Origin of the sequence: Rhodoferax sp. AJA081-3 (assembly GCF_017798165.1) — a bacterium.
Taxonomy (GTDB): Bacteria; Pseudomonadota; Gammaproteobacteria; order Burkholderiales; family Burkholderiaceae_C; genus Allorhodoferax.
Window position 1 is genome coordinate 4846558 of sequence record NZ_CP059068.1, and the last position, 15160, is coordinate 4861717.

Annotated in this window: 14 protein-coding genes and 3 tRNA genes; 12 read left to right on the forward strand and 5 right to left on the reverse strand. The window is 61.9% G+C overall.

Annotated elements, in window-relative coordinates; all coding sequences use genetic code 11:
• Positions 1 to 120: 120 nt before the first annotated feature.
• From argG to HZ993_RS22705, 4 genes are all read right to left on the reverse strand, one after another.
• Complete coding sequence (gene argG / locus HZ993_RS22690; RefSeq protein ID WP_209394964.1) at positions 121 to 1452, reverse strand: argininosuccinate synthase; 1332 nt, start codon at positions 1450 to 1452, stop codon at positions 121 to 123.
• A 67-nt stretch (positions 1453 to 1519) separates the two neighbouring features.
• Positions 1520 to 1843 carry a pyrimidine/purine nucleoside phosphorylase gene (locus HZ993_RS22695; protein ID WP_209394965.1) on the reverse strand — a complete coding sequence of 108 codons (324 nt, stop codon included), beginning with the start codon at positions 1841 to 1843 and terminating at the stop codon, positions 1520 to 1522.
• Positions 1844 to 1973: 130 nt separating this feature from the next.
• Entirely contained in the window at positions 1974 to 2294 is a 321-nt protein-coding gene (gene sugE / locus HZ993_RS22700; protein WP_209394966.1) for a quaternary ammonium compound efflux SMR transporter SugE, read from the reverse strand.
• The gene (locus tag HZ993_RS22705) at positions 2291 to 2641 is read right to left on the reverse strand and encodes an ArsC family reductase (RefSeq protein ID WP_209394967.1); all 351 of its coding nucleotides are present in this window, start codon (positions 2639 to 2641) and stop codon (positions 2291 to 2293) included. Before HZ993_RS22705 ends, sugE begins: the two co-directional genes overlap by 4 nt.
• A gap of 71 nt (positions 2642 to 2712) precedes the next feature.
• Here HZ993_RS22705 and HZ993_RS22710 point away from each other — a divergent pair, with 71 nt between their 5' ends.
• The 12 genes from HZ993_RS22710 (at position 2713) to HZ993_RS22765 (ending at position 13861) form a co-directional block, all read left to right on the forward strand.
• A complete protein-coding gene (locus tag HZ993_RS22710; protein WP_209394968.1) occupies positions 2713 to 4089 on the forward strand; it encodes a TldD/PmbA family protein in 1377 nt (458 codons plus the stop codon).
• A gap of 26 nt (positions 4090 to 4115) precedes the next feature.
• Entirely contained in the window at positions 4116 to 5420 is a 1305-nt protein-coding gene (locus tag HZ993_RS22715; RefSeq protein ID WP_209394969.1) for a metallopeptidase TldD-related protein, read from the forward strand.
• 103 nt (positions 5421 to 5523) lie between these two features.
• Entirely contained in the window at positions 5524 to 6456 is a 933-nt protein-coding gene (gene pip, locus HZ993_RS22720; protein ID WP_209398697.1) for a prolyl aminopeptidase, read from the forward strand.
• Between the two features lie 166 nt (positions 6457 to 6622).
• On the forward strand, positions 6623 to 7933 hold the full coding sequence (folC, locus tag HZ993_RS22725) for a bifunctional tetrahydrofolate synthase/dihydrofolate synthase (RefSeq protein ID WP_209394970.1): 1311 nt from the start codon (positions 6623 to 6625) through the stop codon (positions 7931 to 7933).
• A 14-nt stretch (positions 7934 to 7947) separates the two neighbouring features.
• Positions 7948 to 8754: an SPOR domain-containing protein gene (locus HZ993_RS22730; protein ID WP_209394971.1), complete on the forward strand. Its 807-nt coding sequence runs from the start codon at positions 7948 to 7950 to the stop codon at positions 8752 to 8754.
• A 20-nt stretch (positions 8755 to 8774) separates the two neighbouring features.
• Positions 8775 to 9260: a CvpA family protein gene (locus tag HZ993_RS22735; RefSeq protein WP_209394972.1), complete on the forward strand. Its 486-nt coding sequence runs from the start codon at positions 8775 to 8777 to the stop codon at positions 9258 to 9260.
• A gap of 16 nt (positions 9261 to 9276) precedes the next feature.
• The gene (purF, locus tag HZ993_RS22740; RefSeq protein ID WP_209394973.1) at positions 9277 to 10776 is read left to right on the forward strand and encodes an amidophosphoribosyltransferase; all 1500 of its coding nucleotides are present in this window, start codon (positions 9277 to 9279) and stop codon (positions 10774 to 10776) included.
• 15 nt (positions 10777 to 10791) lie between these two features.
• The gene (locus tag HZ993_RS22745; protein WP_209394974.1) at positions 10792 to 12006 is read left to right on the forward strand and encodes an O-succinylhomoserine sulfhydrylase; all 1215 of its coding nucleotides are present in this window, start codon (positions 10792 to 10794) and stop codon (positions 12004 to 12006) included.
• Entirely contained in the window at positions 12003 to 13409 is a 1407-nt protein-coding gene (gltX, locus tag HZ993_RS22750) for a glutamate--tRNA ligase (RefSeq protein WP_209394975.1), read from the forward strand. Before HZ993_RS22745 ends, gltX begins: the two co-directional genes overlap by 4 nt.
• A 96-nt stretch (positions 13410 to 13505) precedes the next feature.
• Positions 13506 to 13581: transfer RNA gene (locus HZ993_RS22755), tRNA-Ala, on the forward strand.
• Between the two features lie 32 nt (positions 13582 to 13613).
• Positions 13614 to 13689: transfer RNA gene (locus HZ993_RS22760), tRNA-Glu, on the forward strand.
• Positions 13690 to 13784: 95 nt separating this feature from the next.
• Positions 13785 to 13861 (forward strand) — tRNA-Asp (locus tag HZ993_RS22765).
• A 75-nt stretch (positions 13862 to 13936) separates the two neighbouring features.
• Here the strand turns inward: HZ993_RS22765 and HZ993_RS22770 are convergent.
• The gene (locus tag HZ993_RS22770; RefSeq protein ID WP_245214018.1) at positions 13937 to 15121 is read right to left on the reverse strand and encodes a methyltransferase; all 1185 of its coding nucleotides are present in this window, start codon (positions 15119 to 15121) and stop codon (positions 13937 to 13939) included.
• Positions 15122 to 15160 lie beyond the last annotated feature (39 nt).

Genomic DNA, 15160 nt, shown 5'->3' on the forward strand with positions numbered 1-15160 from the left:
TTGTTTCTATCTGAAGGTTACCAGCGAAACGTTGGAATTACCGCCTTGAGTGACGAAGTAAACCAAAAATGAAAACGCCCGCAAATGCGGGCGGTTTGAACGGCATTGGAGTTTTTGGAATTACTTACCCAACTTCAAAAAGTCATCCCCCTTGCCCAACTCCAACATCCCTGCATTGGAATAGATGCCCAACTTGGCGCGGGTGTCGGTGATATCCAGATTGCGCATCGTCAATTGCCCAATCCGATCCAGCGGCGAGAACGGCGCGTCTTCCACCTTCTCCATGCTCAAGCGCTCAGGCGCATACGTCAGGTTAGGCGACTCGGTGTTCAACAACGAGTAGTCGTTGCCGCGACGCAGTTCCACCGTCACCGTGCCGGTGATCGCGCTGGCGATCCAGCGCTGTGCGGTTTCGCGCAGCATGATGGCCTGGCTGTCGAACCAGCGGCCTTGGTACAGCAGGCGGCCCAGCTTGCGGCCGTTGTCGCGGTATTGCTCGATGGTGTCTTCGTTGTGGATGCCGGTGACCAAACGCTCGTAGGCGATGAAAAGCAGGGCCAGGCCGGGGGCTTCATAAATGCCGCGGCTCTTGGCTTCGATGATGCGGTTTTCGATCTGGTCGCTCATGCCCAGGCCGTGGCGGCCGCCGATTTCGTTGGCTTTCAGGATCAGGCTGACCAGGTCGGGGTATTGCACACCGTTCAGTGCGACGGGGCGGCCTTCTTCAAACGTCACGCTCACTTCTTCGGCCTTGACCACGCAGTCGTCTTTCCAGAACGGCACGCCCATGATGGGGTTCACGATCTTCATGCCGCTGCTTAAGAACTCCAGGTCCTTGGCTTCGTGGGTGGCGCCCAGCATGTTGCTGTCGGTGCTGTAGGCCTTCTCGGCGCTCATCTTGTAGCCAAAGCCGTTGGCGGTGATGAAGGCGCTCATTTCAGAGCGGCCGCCCAGTTCGTCGATGAAAGCCTGGTCCAGCCAGGGCTTGTAGATCTTCAGCGCGGGGTTGGTCAGCAGGCCGTAGCGGTAGAAGCGCTCGATGTCGTTGCCCTTGAAGGTGCTGCCGTCGCCCCAGATGTTCACATCGTCCTGCTTCATGGCGCTGACCAGCATGGTGCCGGTCACGGCACGGCCCAGCGGCGTGGTGTTGAAGTAGGTCTGGCCGGCGGTGGTGATGTGGAAGGCGCCGCTTTGCAGCGCGGCAATGCCTTCTGCCGCCAGCTGCGGGCGGCAGTCCACCAGGCGGGCCTTGATGGCGCCGTATTCCATGGCCTTCTTGGGGATCTCGTCGTAGTCGGCCTCGTCGGGCTGGCCCAGGTTGGCGGTGTAGGCGTAGGGCAGGGCGCCCTTTTGCTTCATCCACAACAGTGCGGCGCTGGTGTCCAGGCCGCCAGAGAATGCGATACCGACCTTTTGGCCGACGGGGATGTTTTGCAGGATGGTGTTTGACATATTTGGCCTCTAGCCCCCGCAAAATAAGCGTGAGCAGCTATTAAAAATGTAGCGAATGACGGTGGGTTCAGCCGAAATGGCAGATGTAGTGGTATGCCTCTGTCACACGAATGTCGAACTTGGCATTGCCCGGCACGCTGAATTGCTCGCCCGCGCTGCTCTTGACCCACGCATCGGTACCGGCCAGTTTGTATTCGCAGCTGCCGGCCACACATTCCATGATCTCGGGTGCGCCGGTGTTAAAGGTCAGGGTGGACGGCAGGATCACGCCGACCGACTTCTTGGTGCCGTCTGCAAAGGTGATGCCGTGGCTGACGCACTTGCCATCAAAGTACACATTGGCCTGGGTGGTGACGGTCACATTGGGGATCTGGGTGGTAGGCGTGGTCATGATCGTGGTGCTTGCTGCGGTCTGAGAGAAGAGGAGGTGGCGCACACATCACAGAAGCAAGTGCGCGCCAAGCGGGTCAGCCTGCGATTTTAGGCCATGGCCATGCAGCGCCCGGCTTGGCCCGTTGTGGTTAGGCCGGTGTAGCCAGCTTCAGGCCCACCACGCCCGCCACGATCAGTGCCAGGCTGACAATGCGCCCCGCGTTGGCCGCGTCACCCAGCAGCACCATGCCCAATATGGCCGTGCCCACCGCGCCAATGCCCACCCACACCGCGTAGGCGGTGCCCACCGGCAGCGTCTTCATGGCAATGCCCAGCAGCACCACGCTAATCACCATGGCCAGCACGGTGCCGACGGATGGCCACAGGCGGGTAAAACCGTCGGTGTATTTCAGGCCAATGGCCCAGCCCACCTCAAACAGGCCGGCAACGACCAGAATGAGCCAGTTCATGGAAGCCTCGCGGCAAAGGCCTCGGGCTTGAAGCCCACGGTGACGGTGCCGTCTGCCCACTCCACCACCGGGCGTTTGACCACACTGGGCGCACCCAGCACCACAGCGCGTGCGCTGGCAGCGTCCACCACCGATGCCTTGGTGGCATCGTCCAGCCCGCGCCACGCGGTGCCCTTGCGGTTGACCACCGTTTCCCAGCCCACAGTCTTGAGCCAGTTATCGAGCTGGGCTTCAGGTACGCCCTGTTTTTTGAAATCGTGGAACGTGTAGTCCACGCCGTGGTCCGTCAGCCAGGTGCGGGCTTTTTGGACGGTGTCGCAATTGGGGATGCCGTAGAGGGTAATCATGGGGGGCATTTTGCCCTGCCCGGCGCCGCCTTACCTAGAATGCCCGTTCACCTTACAAGGGAGATAAGACCATGCCCCAGCACGGAACAACGGCTACCGCCGCTACCGACTACTTAGAAACCCGCCGCCACGAGCTGCGCAAGATGCGCATGCTGATGGTGGATGGCAACCTGACCACCAACCTGCGCAGCACCGAGGCCGGCATCAGCGCCCGCGCCCACCACGGTGGCTACTGGGGCTTTTCGGCCTTGCCCGGTGCTGCAAGCCAAGACCAAGTGGCTAAGGTTGTGCAGCAGGCGCGCAGCAATGCACAGGCCATGGGCCGCTTCGGCACCCGCTCTACTCTGGCGCTGCCCGGTGAGAGTTATGTGGGTCAGCACAGTTTCAAAGGCAAAGCGGAGCTGACCGCCGCCGAATGCAACGAGCGCCTGCAGGCTCTGCACAGCTTCTGCAAGCAGCGTTACCCCGATGTGCGCAGCACCCGTTTTCTGCTGTCCGACGAGCACCACAGCAAGTGGCTGACCACCAGCCGCGGGGGTGATTCGTTGTCCAGCATCCAGCGTGGGTTGTGTTACGTCACGTTGATGTCCAACGCCGACGATGGCAGCCCGATCGAACTGAGCCACCCCATTTCGTGGAAGGGCAGCGCCGCCGATGGCGATTTGTCACCCGAGCAGCTGGCCCCGCAGATTGACGCGCTCTACCAACACCTGCAGGCCAAGCGCCACGCCGTTCCCGCCCGGGGCGGCATGCAGACGGTAGTGCTGGCACCCGCACTGGCTGGCATGCTCGCGCACGAGGCCATGGGCCACCCCTGCGAGGGCGACATTGTGCTGGGCGGTGCCGTCACCGCCGGCCTGGTCGGCCAGCGTGTAGCCAGCGATCTGGTCAGCATGGTCGACATCGCCCATACCTGGCAGGGCCAGGAGGCGCTGATGCCGGTGTATGTGGACGACGAAGGCACACCCGCACGCGACGCAGTGCTGATCGACAAAGGCATATTGAGCGGCTTCATGCACAGCCGCGAAACGGCCGAGCGCCTGGGCCAGGCCCCCACTGGCAGCGCCCGCGCCTATGCGCCGGGTGACGAGCCGCTGGTGCGCATGCGCAACACGGTCATCCTGCCCGGCACATCCAAGCTGCAGGACATGATTGCCGGTGTAGAAGACGGCTACCTGCTGGCCAAGACCGGCAACGGCCAGGCCGATAGCACCACCGAATTCATGTTCAGCGTGACGCTGGCCTATGAAATCAAGAACGGCAAGCTCGGCTCCGCCATCCGCGACACCACGGTGTCCGGCTCTGCCATCAAGGTGCTGCAAAGTGTGGACGCCGTGTCGGACGATATGCATTGGGAGGGTGGTGGCTACTGCGGCAAGAAGCAGGTGATGGTCGTAGCCATGGGCGGCCCCGCGTTGCGGACGCGCGCGCACCTGGGTGGCCAATAAACACCGTTCACACAAAAGAAGCAAACATGAACCTGCATCACATTGCCGAACAAGCCCTGGCCGCGCTGAAAAGCGAAGGCGCCGATGCCTCCCAGGCCACGGTCAGCACCAGTGCGCTGACCGAACTCAACATCACCCACAGCGAGCCCAGCCTGCTGCGCAGCACCCAAAACCACCGCTTGAGCCTGGTCGGCATCTGGGATGGTCGCAAGGCCAGCACCGACTTGTCCGACCTGTCGCCAGAGAGCCTGGCCGCCGCGGCCCGCGCATTGCGTGGCGATGCTGCCGCCGCACCGCAAGACACGGCCCACGCCGTTTCCAGCGGCCAGCACACCGCCATCACCCGCGGCCCGATGGACGCAGACCTGACGGCACTGGCCGACGCGGCGCACGACGTGCTGGACTTCCGCGCCAAGGCCACCCCGACGATGAATATCGAAGAGGGTGCCGTCAGCCATACCCGTGCCGACACCCAGATGCTGACCAGTGGCGGCAGCCACCTGCAGAGCAGCTTGGGCTGGTACGGCGTCGGCGTGTTCGGCACGGCACGTGGCCCAGGCCCGGACGGCCAGATGCGCACCAGCTCCTTCAACGACGCCGGCGGCCAGACCGAAGACCTGCGCGGTGATCCAGCCCACAGTCGCTTCGGCATAGACGCCATGATGCGTGAGCTGACCCGCTCCGTCGTCACACTGGGCGTGGCGGATTGTTTTGGCGGCAAGTTTGTGGGCGACGTGGTGCTGACCCCCAGCGCCGTTGCCACGCTGCTGGGCTGGCTGCAGGGCCAGGTGGGCGACATGGCGCTGATCTCGGGCAGCTCCATGTACCGCGACAAGGTCGGCGAGGCCATCGCGTCCCCGCTGCTGAACCTGGCCAGCCGCTTCGATGCACCCGGCATCGCCGCCATATCGGGCGACGGTTTTGTCACGCCGCCACTGCAACTGCTGCAGTCCGGACGTTTGCAAGCGCTAACCCCCAGCCTCTACGGCAGCCGCAAGACCGGTCTGGCCCATGTGCCCACCGCCAGCGGAGGCTGGGAGCTAGGTGCAGGAACCACACCCTTGGCCGACATCGTCCGCGGTGTGCCTCGTGGCGCGGTCGTGGGCCGCCTGTCCATGGGCAACCCGGCGGCCAATGGCGACTTCTCCGGCATCATCAAAAACAGCTTCGCGATTGACGGCGGCGCGGTCGGCACGGCCTTGTCGGAGACCATGATTAACGGCAATGTGGCCCAGATGCTGCGCGACGTGGTGGCCGTCAGTGCCGAGCGCATCGACACCGGTGGCTGGTGCATGCCGTGGGTGCGGGTGTCGGGTCTGCACTTTTCGTGACAAAAGCCTTAAGCAAAATCGGCCTGTAGCCCCCGTCGGATATGACAGTACCGCTATTGAATTTGTAGTAAATCGTCCAAAAATGCCTGAACCCACCAGAACCCTGTACCCCCCGATTGAGCCTTTCAAAACCGGCATGCTGGACACCTGCGAGGGCCACACCCTGTACTGGGAGCTGTGTGGCAACCCGCATGGCAAACCGGCAGTCTTCCTGCACGGCGGCCCCGGTTCGGGCTGCACCGCAGACCACCGCCGCCTGTTTGACCCGGCGCGCTACTGCGTGCTGCTGTTCGACCAGCGTGGTTGCGGCCGGTCCACGCCGCACGCCAACCTGGAGGCCAACACCACTTGGCACCTGGTGGCGGACATCGAGCGCCTACGCAAGTTGTTGAACGTGGACCGCTGGTTAGTGTTTGGCGGCTCCTGGGGTAGCACGCTGGCGCTGGCCTATGCGCAAACGCACCCGCAAGCCGTGTCGGCGCTGATCGTGCGCGGCATCTTCACGCTGCGCCAAGCTGAGTTGCATTGGTACTACCAAGAGGGCGCGTCAATGCTGTTCCCCGACCTGTGGGAGGCGTTTCTGGCCCCCATCCCGGTGGAAGAGCGCGGCGACCTGATGACCGCGTACCACAAGCGCCTGGTGGGAGCAGACCCCTTGGCGCAACTAGCCGCCGCCAAAGCCTGGAGCCTGTGGGAAGGCAAGACCATTCGCCTGCTACCCGACGCCGCCAATGCCGCGAAACACGCGGCAGACCATTTCGCGCTGGCCTTTGCCCGCATCGAAAACCATTTCTTTGTACACAAAGGCTGGCTGGAAGAGGGCCAGCTGATCCGCAACGCCCACAAGCTGGCGGGCATCCCCGGCACCATCATCCAGGGCCGCTACGACGTGGCCACCCCGGCCAAAACCGCGTGGGATCTGCACAAAGCCTGGCCCGACGCGGAATTCCACCTGGTGGACGATGCCGGGCACGCGTTTAACGAGCCGGGGATCTTGACCCAGTTGCTGGCGGCCACGGACCGGTGTGCGGGCTGAGTGGTCTTCTGCAGGCGCACACGCGGCGTTGGAGGATCAGGCGGATCGGGCGTTTTGCGCAGGTAAAGGAGGAGCCCGAAGGGCGGGGGACACGGAGCAAAACGTCCGGTTCGCCTGATCCTGAGGAGATGACGGATCAGCCCGGTGGGCGACAATCACCCCCGATATGCAAACTCCAACAACCCTAGAAGCCTGGCTAGCCCACTGCGAGCGCCTGCACCCCACCGCCATCGACATGGGCCTGGACCGCGTACGCACCGTTGCCCAGCGCATGAACATCCGCTTCGACTGCCCCGTCATCACCGTGGCCGGCACCAACGGCAAAGGCTCCACCTGCGCCATGCTGGAATGCATTCTGGGTCAGGCCGGCTACCGCACCGGCGTCTTTACATCCCCCCACCTGGTCCACTTCGAGGAACGCCTGCGCCTCCAAGGCCAATCCGTGGATGCTACGAACCTGATAGCAGGCTTTGCAGCAGTGGAGGGGGCGAGAAGCCTAAATGGCGAAGTGGTTTCCCTCAGCTACTTCGAATTCTCGATGTTGGCCATCTTCGAAGTCATGATGCGCAGCAACCTGGATGTAGTGATCCTGGAAGTAGGCCTGGGCGGCCGGCTGGATTCCACCAACATCATCGACGCCGATTGCGCCATCATTACCAGCATCGACCTGGACCACATGGAAATTTTGGGTCCGGACCGCGAAAGCATCGGCCGCGAGAAGGCCGGCATCATGCGCACCGGCCGCCCCGTCATCGTCAGCGACCCCGTGCCGCCGCAAAGCGTGCTGGACCATGCGCTGGAAATCGGTGCGAACCTGTGGCGCGTGGGGCAAGACTTCAACGTGTCGGGCGATAAACAGCAGTGGGGCTGGGCCGGGCGTGGGCGCCGTTACAGCGGGCTGGCCTACCCGGCGCTGCGCGGCGCCAACCAGTTGGTCAACGCCGCCGGTGTGCTGGCCGCGCTGACCGCGCTGCGCGAACGCTTACCCGTCACCGCCCAGGCCGTGCGCAACGGCCTGGCCTTTGTGGAACTGCCAGGCCGCTTCCAGATCATCCCGGGCCAGCCCACGTTGGTGCTCGACGTGGCGCACAACCCGCACTCGGTGGCGGCGCTGGCGGCCAATCTGGACGCCATGGGCTACTTCCCGACCACCCATGCCGTGTTTGGCGCCATGGCCGACAAGGACCTGGCCAGCATGTTCACCAAGCTGCTGCCGCTGCTGGACCGCTGGTATTTCACCGATCTGCCGCTGCCCCGCGCCGCCAAAGGTGCCGACCTGATGGCGCAATGGCAAGCCCTGAACACCCGCAAGGACGCCAAGGGCGCTGCCTTTGCCGACCCGATGGGGGCATTGCAGGCAGCCATCGCCGCCGCAGACCCCGCTGATAGAATCGTCGTCTTTGGATCGTTCCACACCGTGGGCGGCGTGCTTGCAAACGGCGTGCCCCGGCTGCAGGCCAAACACCTGAATTCCTGAGAACACCCTCATCCATGGCATTTTTCAAATTCCGCAAGGGTGGTGACGAGCACGCCACCTCCGCACCCCCACCCGCCACCGAAAGCGTAGAGGCCATGCGCACACGCGCCCGCCACCGGTTGATCGGCGCGTCGGTGTTGGTGCTGGTAGGGGTCATTGGTTTTCCGCTGCTGTTTGACAGCCAGCCACGTCCCATATCGGTCGATATTCCCATCGAAATCCCGGACAAGAACACCGTCAAACCGCTGGGTACCGTGACCCAGGTCAAGCCAGCGACCGATATTGTGGTCGAGTCGGATGCGGGCAAGGAACTTGTGGCCAAGCCTGCTGCGGTGGCATCTGCGGTGTCGGCCTCGCGCGCCTCGACGGGCACTGTGTCGGGCGCTGCGTCGGTACCCGCCAAACCCCCAACCAAGCCCGAAACCAAACCGGCCGACAAACCAGTCGAGAAGCCTGCAGCCAAGCCAGCCGAAAAACCAGCCGACAAGCCGCCCGTGCGGTCTGACGATGGCGCCAAGGCACAGGCCCTGCTGGAAGGCAAAGACCTGACCCAAAAGCCCGCCGCGTCCGCAGCGGCCAGTGCTGCAGCGACCAGCCGTTTTATTGTGCAAGTGGGCGCATTCTCCGATGCAGTCAAGGCCCAGGAGGCGCGTGTCAAGCTCGAAAGAGCTGGCATGAAGACATACACGCAGGTTGTAAACCCGGCAGAAGGCAAACGCATCCGCGTCCGCGTGGGGCCGTTTGGATCCAAGGGTGACGCAGACAAGGTGGCCGACAAGATTCGCAAGCTGGACCTGCCTGCGTCCGTGCTGGAGCTGTAAGAGCGCACGCTTTGGCCGCCATGCCTGTGTTGGACTGGATTTTTGTGGCCGTGCTGGTGATCTCACTCGTGGTGGGCGCCTGGCGCGGCTTGGTGTACGAGCTGTTGTCGTTGACCAACTGGATAGTCGCCTTTGTGCTGGCCCAGTGGTTGGCACCGGACGTGGCGCACTATTTGCCGTTGGCCAACGCCACCGAGGTCGTGCGGTACGCGGCCGGGTTTGTCGTGGTATTTGTTGTGGCGCTGTTTGCTGGCGGCTTGGTGGCTTTTCTGGTGCGCAAGCTGGTGGCGGCCGTGGGTCTGCGCCCGGTGGACCGCGTGTTAGGCGCTGCATTCGGTTTGGTGCGCGGCGTCGTGGTGTTACTGGCCTTGACGGTTGTGGCCGGCATGACGCCGGTGGTCAAGAGCCCGTGGTGGCAAGAGTCCACGGGTGCCGATGTTGCAGTCGTGGTCTTGAAAGGCCTGAAACCGGTGCTGCCTGAAGAGTTCGGAAAGTATTTACCTTAGAAATGAGAAACACACTATGTGCGGAATCGTTGGCGTAGTCAGCCATGCACCGGTTAATCAACTGATCTATGACGCCCTGTTGCTGCTGCAGCACCGCGGCCAAGATGCTGCGGGTATCGTCACGCAGCAAGAGCGCAAGTTCTTCATGCACAAGGCCAAGGGCATGGTGCGTGATGTGTTTCGCACACGCAATATGCGCTCGTTGCCCGGCAACTGCGGCCTGGGCCAGGTGCGTTACCCCACGGCGGGCAATGCCTACAGCGAAGAAGAGGCGCAGCCTTTTTATGTGAATGCACCTTTTGGCATTGTGCTGGTGCACAACGGCAATCTGACCAATGCCCACGCGTTGAAGAGCGAGCTGTTCATCACCGACCACCGCCACATCAACACCGAGAGTGATTCCGAGGTGCTGCTCAACGTGCTGGCGCACGAGATCGAAAAAACCACGCGTGGCCTGCCGCTGCAGCCGCTGGACATCTTTGCCGCCGTGCGCAATGTTCACAAGCGTGTGAAGGGCTCGTATGCGGTGATTGCGCTGATCGCCGGGCATGGCGTGCTGGCTTTCCGCGATCCGTTTGGTATCCGCCCGCTGTGTATTGGCAAAGGCCCCGATGGCACCGTGGTCGCCAGTGAGTCCGTAGTGCTGGAAGGCACCGGCTTCAAGTTCGAACGCAATGTGGATCCAGGTGAAGCCGTATTCATCGCGCTGGATGGCACGGTGCACGCGCAGCAGTGTGCGGACAACCCACAGCTGAACCCCTGCATCTTTGAGTTTGTGTATCTGGCCCGCCCCGATTCGGTGATGGACAACATCTCGGTCTACCAGGCGCGTCTGAATCTGGGCGAGTCGCTGGCCAAACGTGTGATCTCCACCGTGCCGCCAAACGAGATCGATGTGGTCATCCCCATTCCCGAATCCAGCCGCCCCAGCGCCGCACAACTGGCGCATTTGCTGGGCCTGCCGTACCGCGAAGGTTTTGTGAAGAACCGTTATGTGGGCCGCACCTTCATCATGCCGGGCCAATCGGTACGCAAGAAATCGGTGCGCCAAAAGCTCAACGCCATTGCCAGCGAATTCAAGGGCCGCAATGTGCTGCTGGTGGACGACTCCATCGTGCGGGGCACCACGTCCAAAGAGATTGTGCAAATGGCGCGCGACGCCGGTGCCCGCAAGGTCTATTTGGCCAGCGCAGCACCTCCCGTGCGTTACCCCAATGTCTATGGCATCGACATGCCCACCAGCAGTGAGCTGGTGGCGCACAACCGCAGCGTGGAAGAAATTCGCCAGATCATTGGTTGTGATGCACTGATCTACCAGGACGTGGATGGCATGAAAAAAGCTATTGGCGCGCTCAATGCCAAGATCACCGGTTTTGATGCATCCTGTTTTGATGGCGTGTACGTCACCGGCGACATTACCTCGGACGACATCAATCGCTTGAACGAGAAACGCGTGGGCGGGGAAGAGACGCAGGAAGATACATCGCGTCTGGCGCTGCCCAACCACAACGACTAGGGGTTTGCAAGCACCATGACCCAGAGCAAGTTACCCGCTGGCCTGCACCCGGACACGCTGGCCATTCGCGCCGCGGCTGAGCGCAGCCAGTACGGCGAAAACTCCGAGGCCCTGTACCTGACCAGTGGTTATGTGCAGCCCACGGCCGAGGCCGCAGCGCGGCGCTTCGCCGGCGAAGAAGAAGGCTTTACCTACGGCCGTTACGGCAACCCCACCGTCAGCAGCTTCGAGCAGCGCCTGGCGAGCATGGAAGGCACCGAGGCGGCCATGTCCACCGCATCCGGCATGTCCGCCATCCTGATGATGTGTATGGGCTTGCTGCAATCAGGCGACCACGTGGTGTGCTCGCAGTCCATGTTTGGCTCCACCATCAAACTCATTGGCTCGGATCTGGCCAAGTTTGGTGTGTTGTCTACCTTTGTGCCTCAGACCGATGTGGATGCGTGGCGCGCCGCTGTGCGCCCCAATACCAAACTGCTGTTTGCCGAGACACCAACCAACCCGCTGACAGAGGTGTGCGATATTGCCGCCTTGGCAGACATCGCGCACAAGGCGGGTGCACTACTGGCGGTGGACAATTGTTTTGCCACGCCCGCATTGCAGCGGCCGGTGGAGATGGGTGCTGACATCATCATGCACTCGGGCACGAAGTTTCTGGATGGCCAGGGCCGTGTCATGGCCGGTGCCCTGTGCGCTAGCCAGCAGATGGTGACTGAGAAATTCTTGCCCATCCTCAAGAGTGGCGGCATGACCCTGGCGCCTTTTAATGCTTGGGTCGTGCTTAAAGGTCTGGAGACACTGGGCATTCGTATGAAAGCCCAGTCGGCGCAGGCCTTGGCCTTGGCCGAGTGGTTGGAGCATCACCCGGCAGTGGACCGCGTTTTTTACCCAGGCCTGCAGAGCCATCCCCAGCACCGCCTGGCTATGGCGCAGCAAAGTAGGTTGGGTGGCGCAGTGCTGTCCTTCTCAGTCAAGGCTGCCGACCCCGAGGCTGCGCGCAAACGCGCCTTCCACGTTTTGGACTCCATGCAGGTGTTGTCACTGGCCACCAACCTGGGCGACACCAAAACCATGTGTGCACACCCGGCCAGCACCTCACACGGCCGTATGACCGAGGCACAGCGCCAGGCCGCCGGCATTGGCCAGGGCTTGGTCCGTGTGGCCGTTGGCCTGGAACATATTGAAGACATAAAGACCGACCTCGCGCGCGGTCTGGACACCCTTTCATGACATCACGCAAAATTCGCACTCGCATCGCACCGTCGCCCACCGGTTTCCTGCACCTGGGCACGGCCCGCACGGCCTTGTATTCATGGGCCTATGCCCGCCATTTTGGTGGTGAGTTTGTGCTGCGTATTGAAGACACCGACGTGGCCCGTTCTACGCAGGACTCGGTGGACCAAATTTTGGCGTCCATGCAGTGGCTGGGCCTGGACTACGACGAAGGTCCGATTTACCAGATGCAGCGGCTGAGCCGTTACAAGACCGTCATTGAGCAATTGATTGCCGAAGGCAAAGCCTATTATTGCTACAGCACGCCTGAGGAACTGGACGCGGTACGCGAAGCCAAAAAGGCCCGTGGTGAAAAGGCCTTGTACGACGGCCGCTGGCGCCCCGCGCTGGGCAAGACATTGCCCACCATTCCTGCAGGTGTGCAGCCGGTGGTGCGGTTCTGCAACCCGCCCGATGGCGATGTCACCTGGAACGATCTGGTCAAAGGCCCCATCACCATCAGCAACCGCGAGATTGATGACCTGATCATCGCGCGCACCGATGGCGTGCCGACCTATAACTTTGCCGTGGTGGTGGACGACTGGGACATGGAGATCAGCCATGTGTTCCGTGGTGATGAACACATCAACAACACGCCGTGGCAGATCAATATCTTCAACGCGCTGGGCGCGCCGCTGCCACAGTTTGGCCATTGCCCGGTGATTCTGGGTGACGATGGACAGAAGTTGTCCAAGCGCCGCGGTGCGGTCAGCGTCACCGCCTACGAAGAGGGCGGTTATCTGCCCGAAGCCATGCTGAACTACTTGGCGCGCCTGGGCTGGAGCCATGGTGACGAAGAGTTGTTCAGCAGCGAACAACTGGTGGCTTGGTTCGACGGTACCCACTTGAACAAGAGCCCTGCGCAGTGGGATCCGGTCAAGCTGCTGTGGGTCAATGCCCAGTACATCAAGCAGGCGGACAACACGCGTCTGGCCGGCTTGGTTTCCACACAACTGGCCAAGCAGGGCATCACACTGGACGCTGCCACGGTTGAAAACCATCTGCCGCAGGTGTGTGCCTTGCTCAAGGACCGTTGCGACACGACAGTGGCATTGGCCTCCTGGGCCGCCAAGTTCTACAGCGATGTGACGCCCGATGCGGCCGAGTTGGCACAACACGTGACCGATGCCGTGCGCCCCGCAGTGGCGCTGCTGGCCGAGAAGCTATCTACGTGTGCGTGGGACAAGGCTTCTATTGCCGCAGCCATCAAAGAAGTGTTGGCTGCCAACGGTTTGAAGATGCCGCAATTGGCCATGCCGGTGCGCGTGTTGGTCGTGGGTACGGCGCAAACACCATCGCTGGATTCGGTGCTGGAAATGTGTGGAAGAGAAAAAGTTATTGCGAGACTTGCCAGGGCCTGAAAAACTTGTATATAATTTGAGGCTCGGAAGTTGAGAATACTTTAAAAGGTTTTCTCAGATTACTGCAGAGAAATCAGGCAGTAGTTTTAGGGTTTAGGGGGTATAGCTCAGCTGGGAGAGCGCTTGCATGGCATGCAAGAGGTCAGCGGTTCGATCCCGCTTACCTCCACCAAAATTTTCGAGAACGGATTAGTCCAAGGTTTTGACCCCATCGTCTAGAGGCCTAGGACATCACCCTTTCACGGTGAGTACCGGGGTTCGAATCCCCGTGGGGTCGCCAAGATTCATCGCAAGATGATCGAAGCGCAAGTTGGTAACAGCCAGTCCGCAAGGGCAGGCGACTTGGCTCGAAAGAGCGAATGGTTACCGCTACCGGGAGCGGTAGTTCAGTTGGTTAGAATACCGGCCTGTCACGCCGGGGGTCGCGGGTTCGAGTCCCGTCCGCTCCGCCAAATTGGAAAGCCACCAGTCGAAAGATTGGTGGCTTTTTCTATTGGTGCGCCCGGCTTGGGCGCACACCTGTAGCTTCACTCGTCTTTAGCGGCCAGACGCCACAACGACGTCACCTCTGCGGCACGTGCAATATGCAAAGGGTCATTCGCATCCTGCGCTTTGGGGTGTGCGGGTTTGGCATCCAGTCGACCGACCACCTCCAAGCCGGCATTTTCAATAGCCGCCATCAGTTCCAGGCGTGAACGCAGGCCCAGGTGTTCGGCCAGATCGGACATGATTAGCCAACCTTCGCCCCCGGGTGCCAAGTGCGCGCGCAAACCATTTAGAAATCCCACCAACATGCGGCTGCCTTCGTCATACACCGCGTATTCAATGGGTGAACTGGGCCGGGCCGGTAACCACGGTGGGTTGCAGACGACCAGTTGCGCCTGGCCCTCGGGGAATAGATTGGCTTGCACCACGCGAACCTGCGATCCCACGCCAAGACGGTTTAGATTGTCCTGGGCACAGGCCAACGCGCGCGGGTCCTGATCGGTTGCAACTATCTGTGGGATGCCGTTGCGCGCCATAACCGCTGCGAGTACGCCGGTGCCGGTGCCGATGTCGAATGCAGTTTCTACGGCCTGCGACGATTTCAATGCGGTCGCGACCAGATCCACATACTCGCCCCGCACGGGGGAAAAAACGCCATAGTGCGGGTGGATGCGGTTGTTGGGCGCAGCACCCAGGGCCGGAATTTCAACGCCTTTTTTGCGCCACTCGTGTGCACTGACCAAGCCCAACAGCTCACGCAAAGAAACCACCGAAACCCCAGCTTCTGGTTTCGCGGGTCCCCAGGCTTCTGCAAACGCCTGCTGCGCATCGGGTGCACGTCGCAGGGGGATACTCAGGTCGGCCTGGACGGGGATCAGCAACATGCCCAGTACGCGCCCCCGTTGCGCCTGGGCTTGGCGGTGCAGGTTGAAAACACTCTCCACGGGTTTTGTCGAGGTGCCCTCAGCTGCCATGGAAACTTTGGCGTTTTGTTTGCGCTGGGTGCGTTTGGCGGGTTGCACCACCCGGCGTACCAGGGCTTGCAGCAACTGCCGGGCGTTCTGGAAATCGCCACGCCACAACAGGGCCGTGCCTTCGCAAGCCAGCCGGTAGGCAGCATCGGCGGTAAGGGTGTCGTCGGCCAGGACCACTTTTTTAGGAGCGGGTGCGCCACGCTCGGAGCGCCACAGCGCGGAGCAGGGCGTATCGCCATCGGACCACCGCATGGCGGTAGAGGGGTTGGCGGTGTTGTCGGAGCCAAAGGC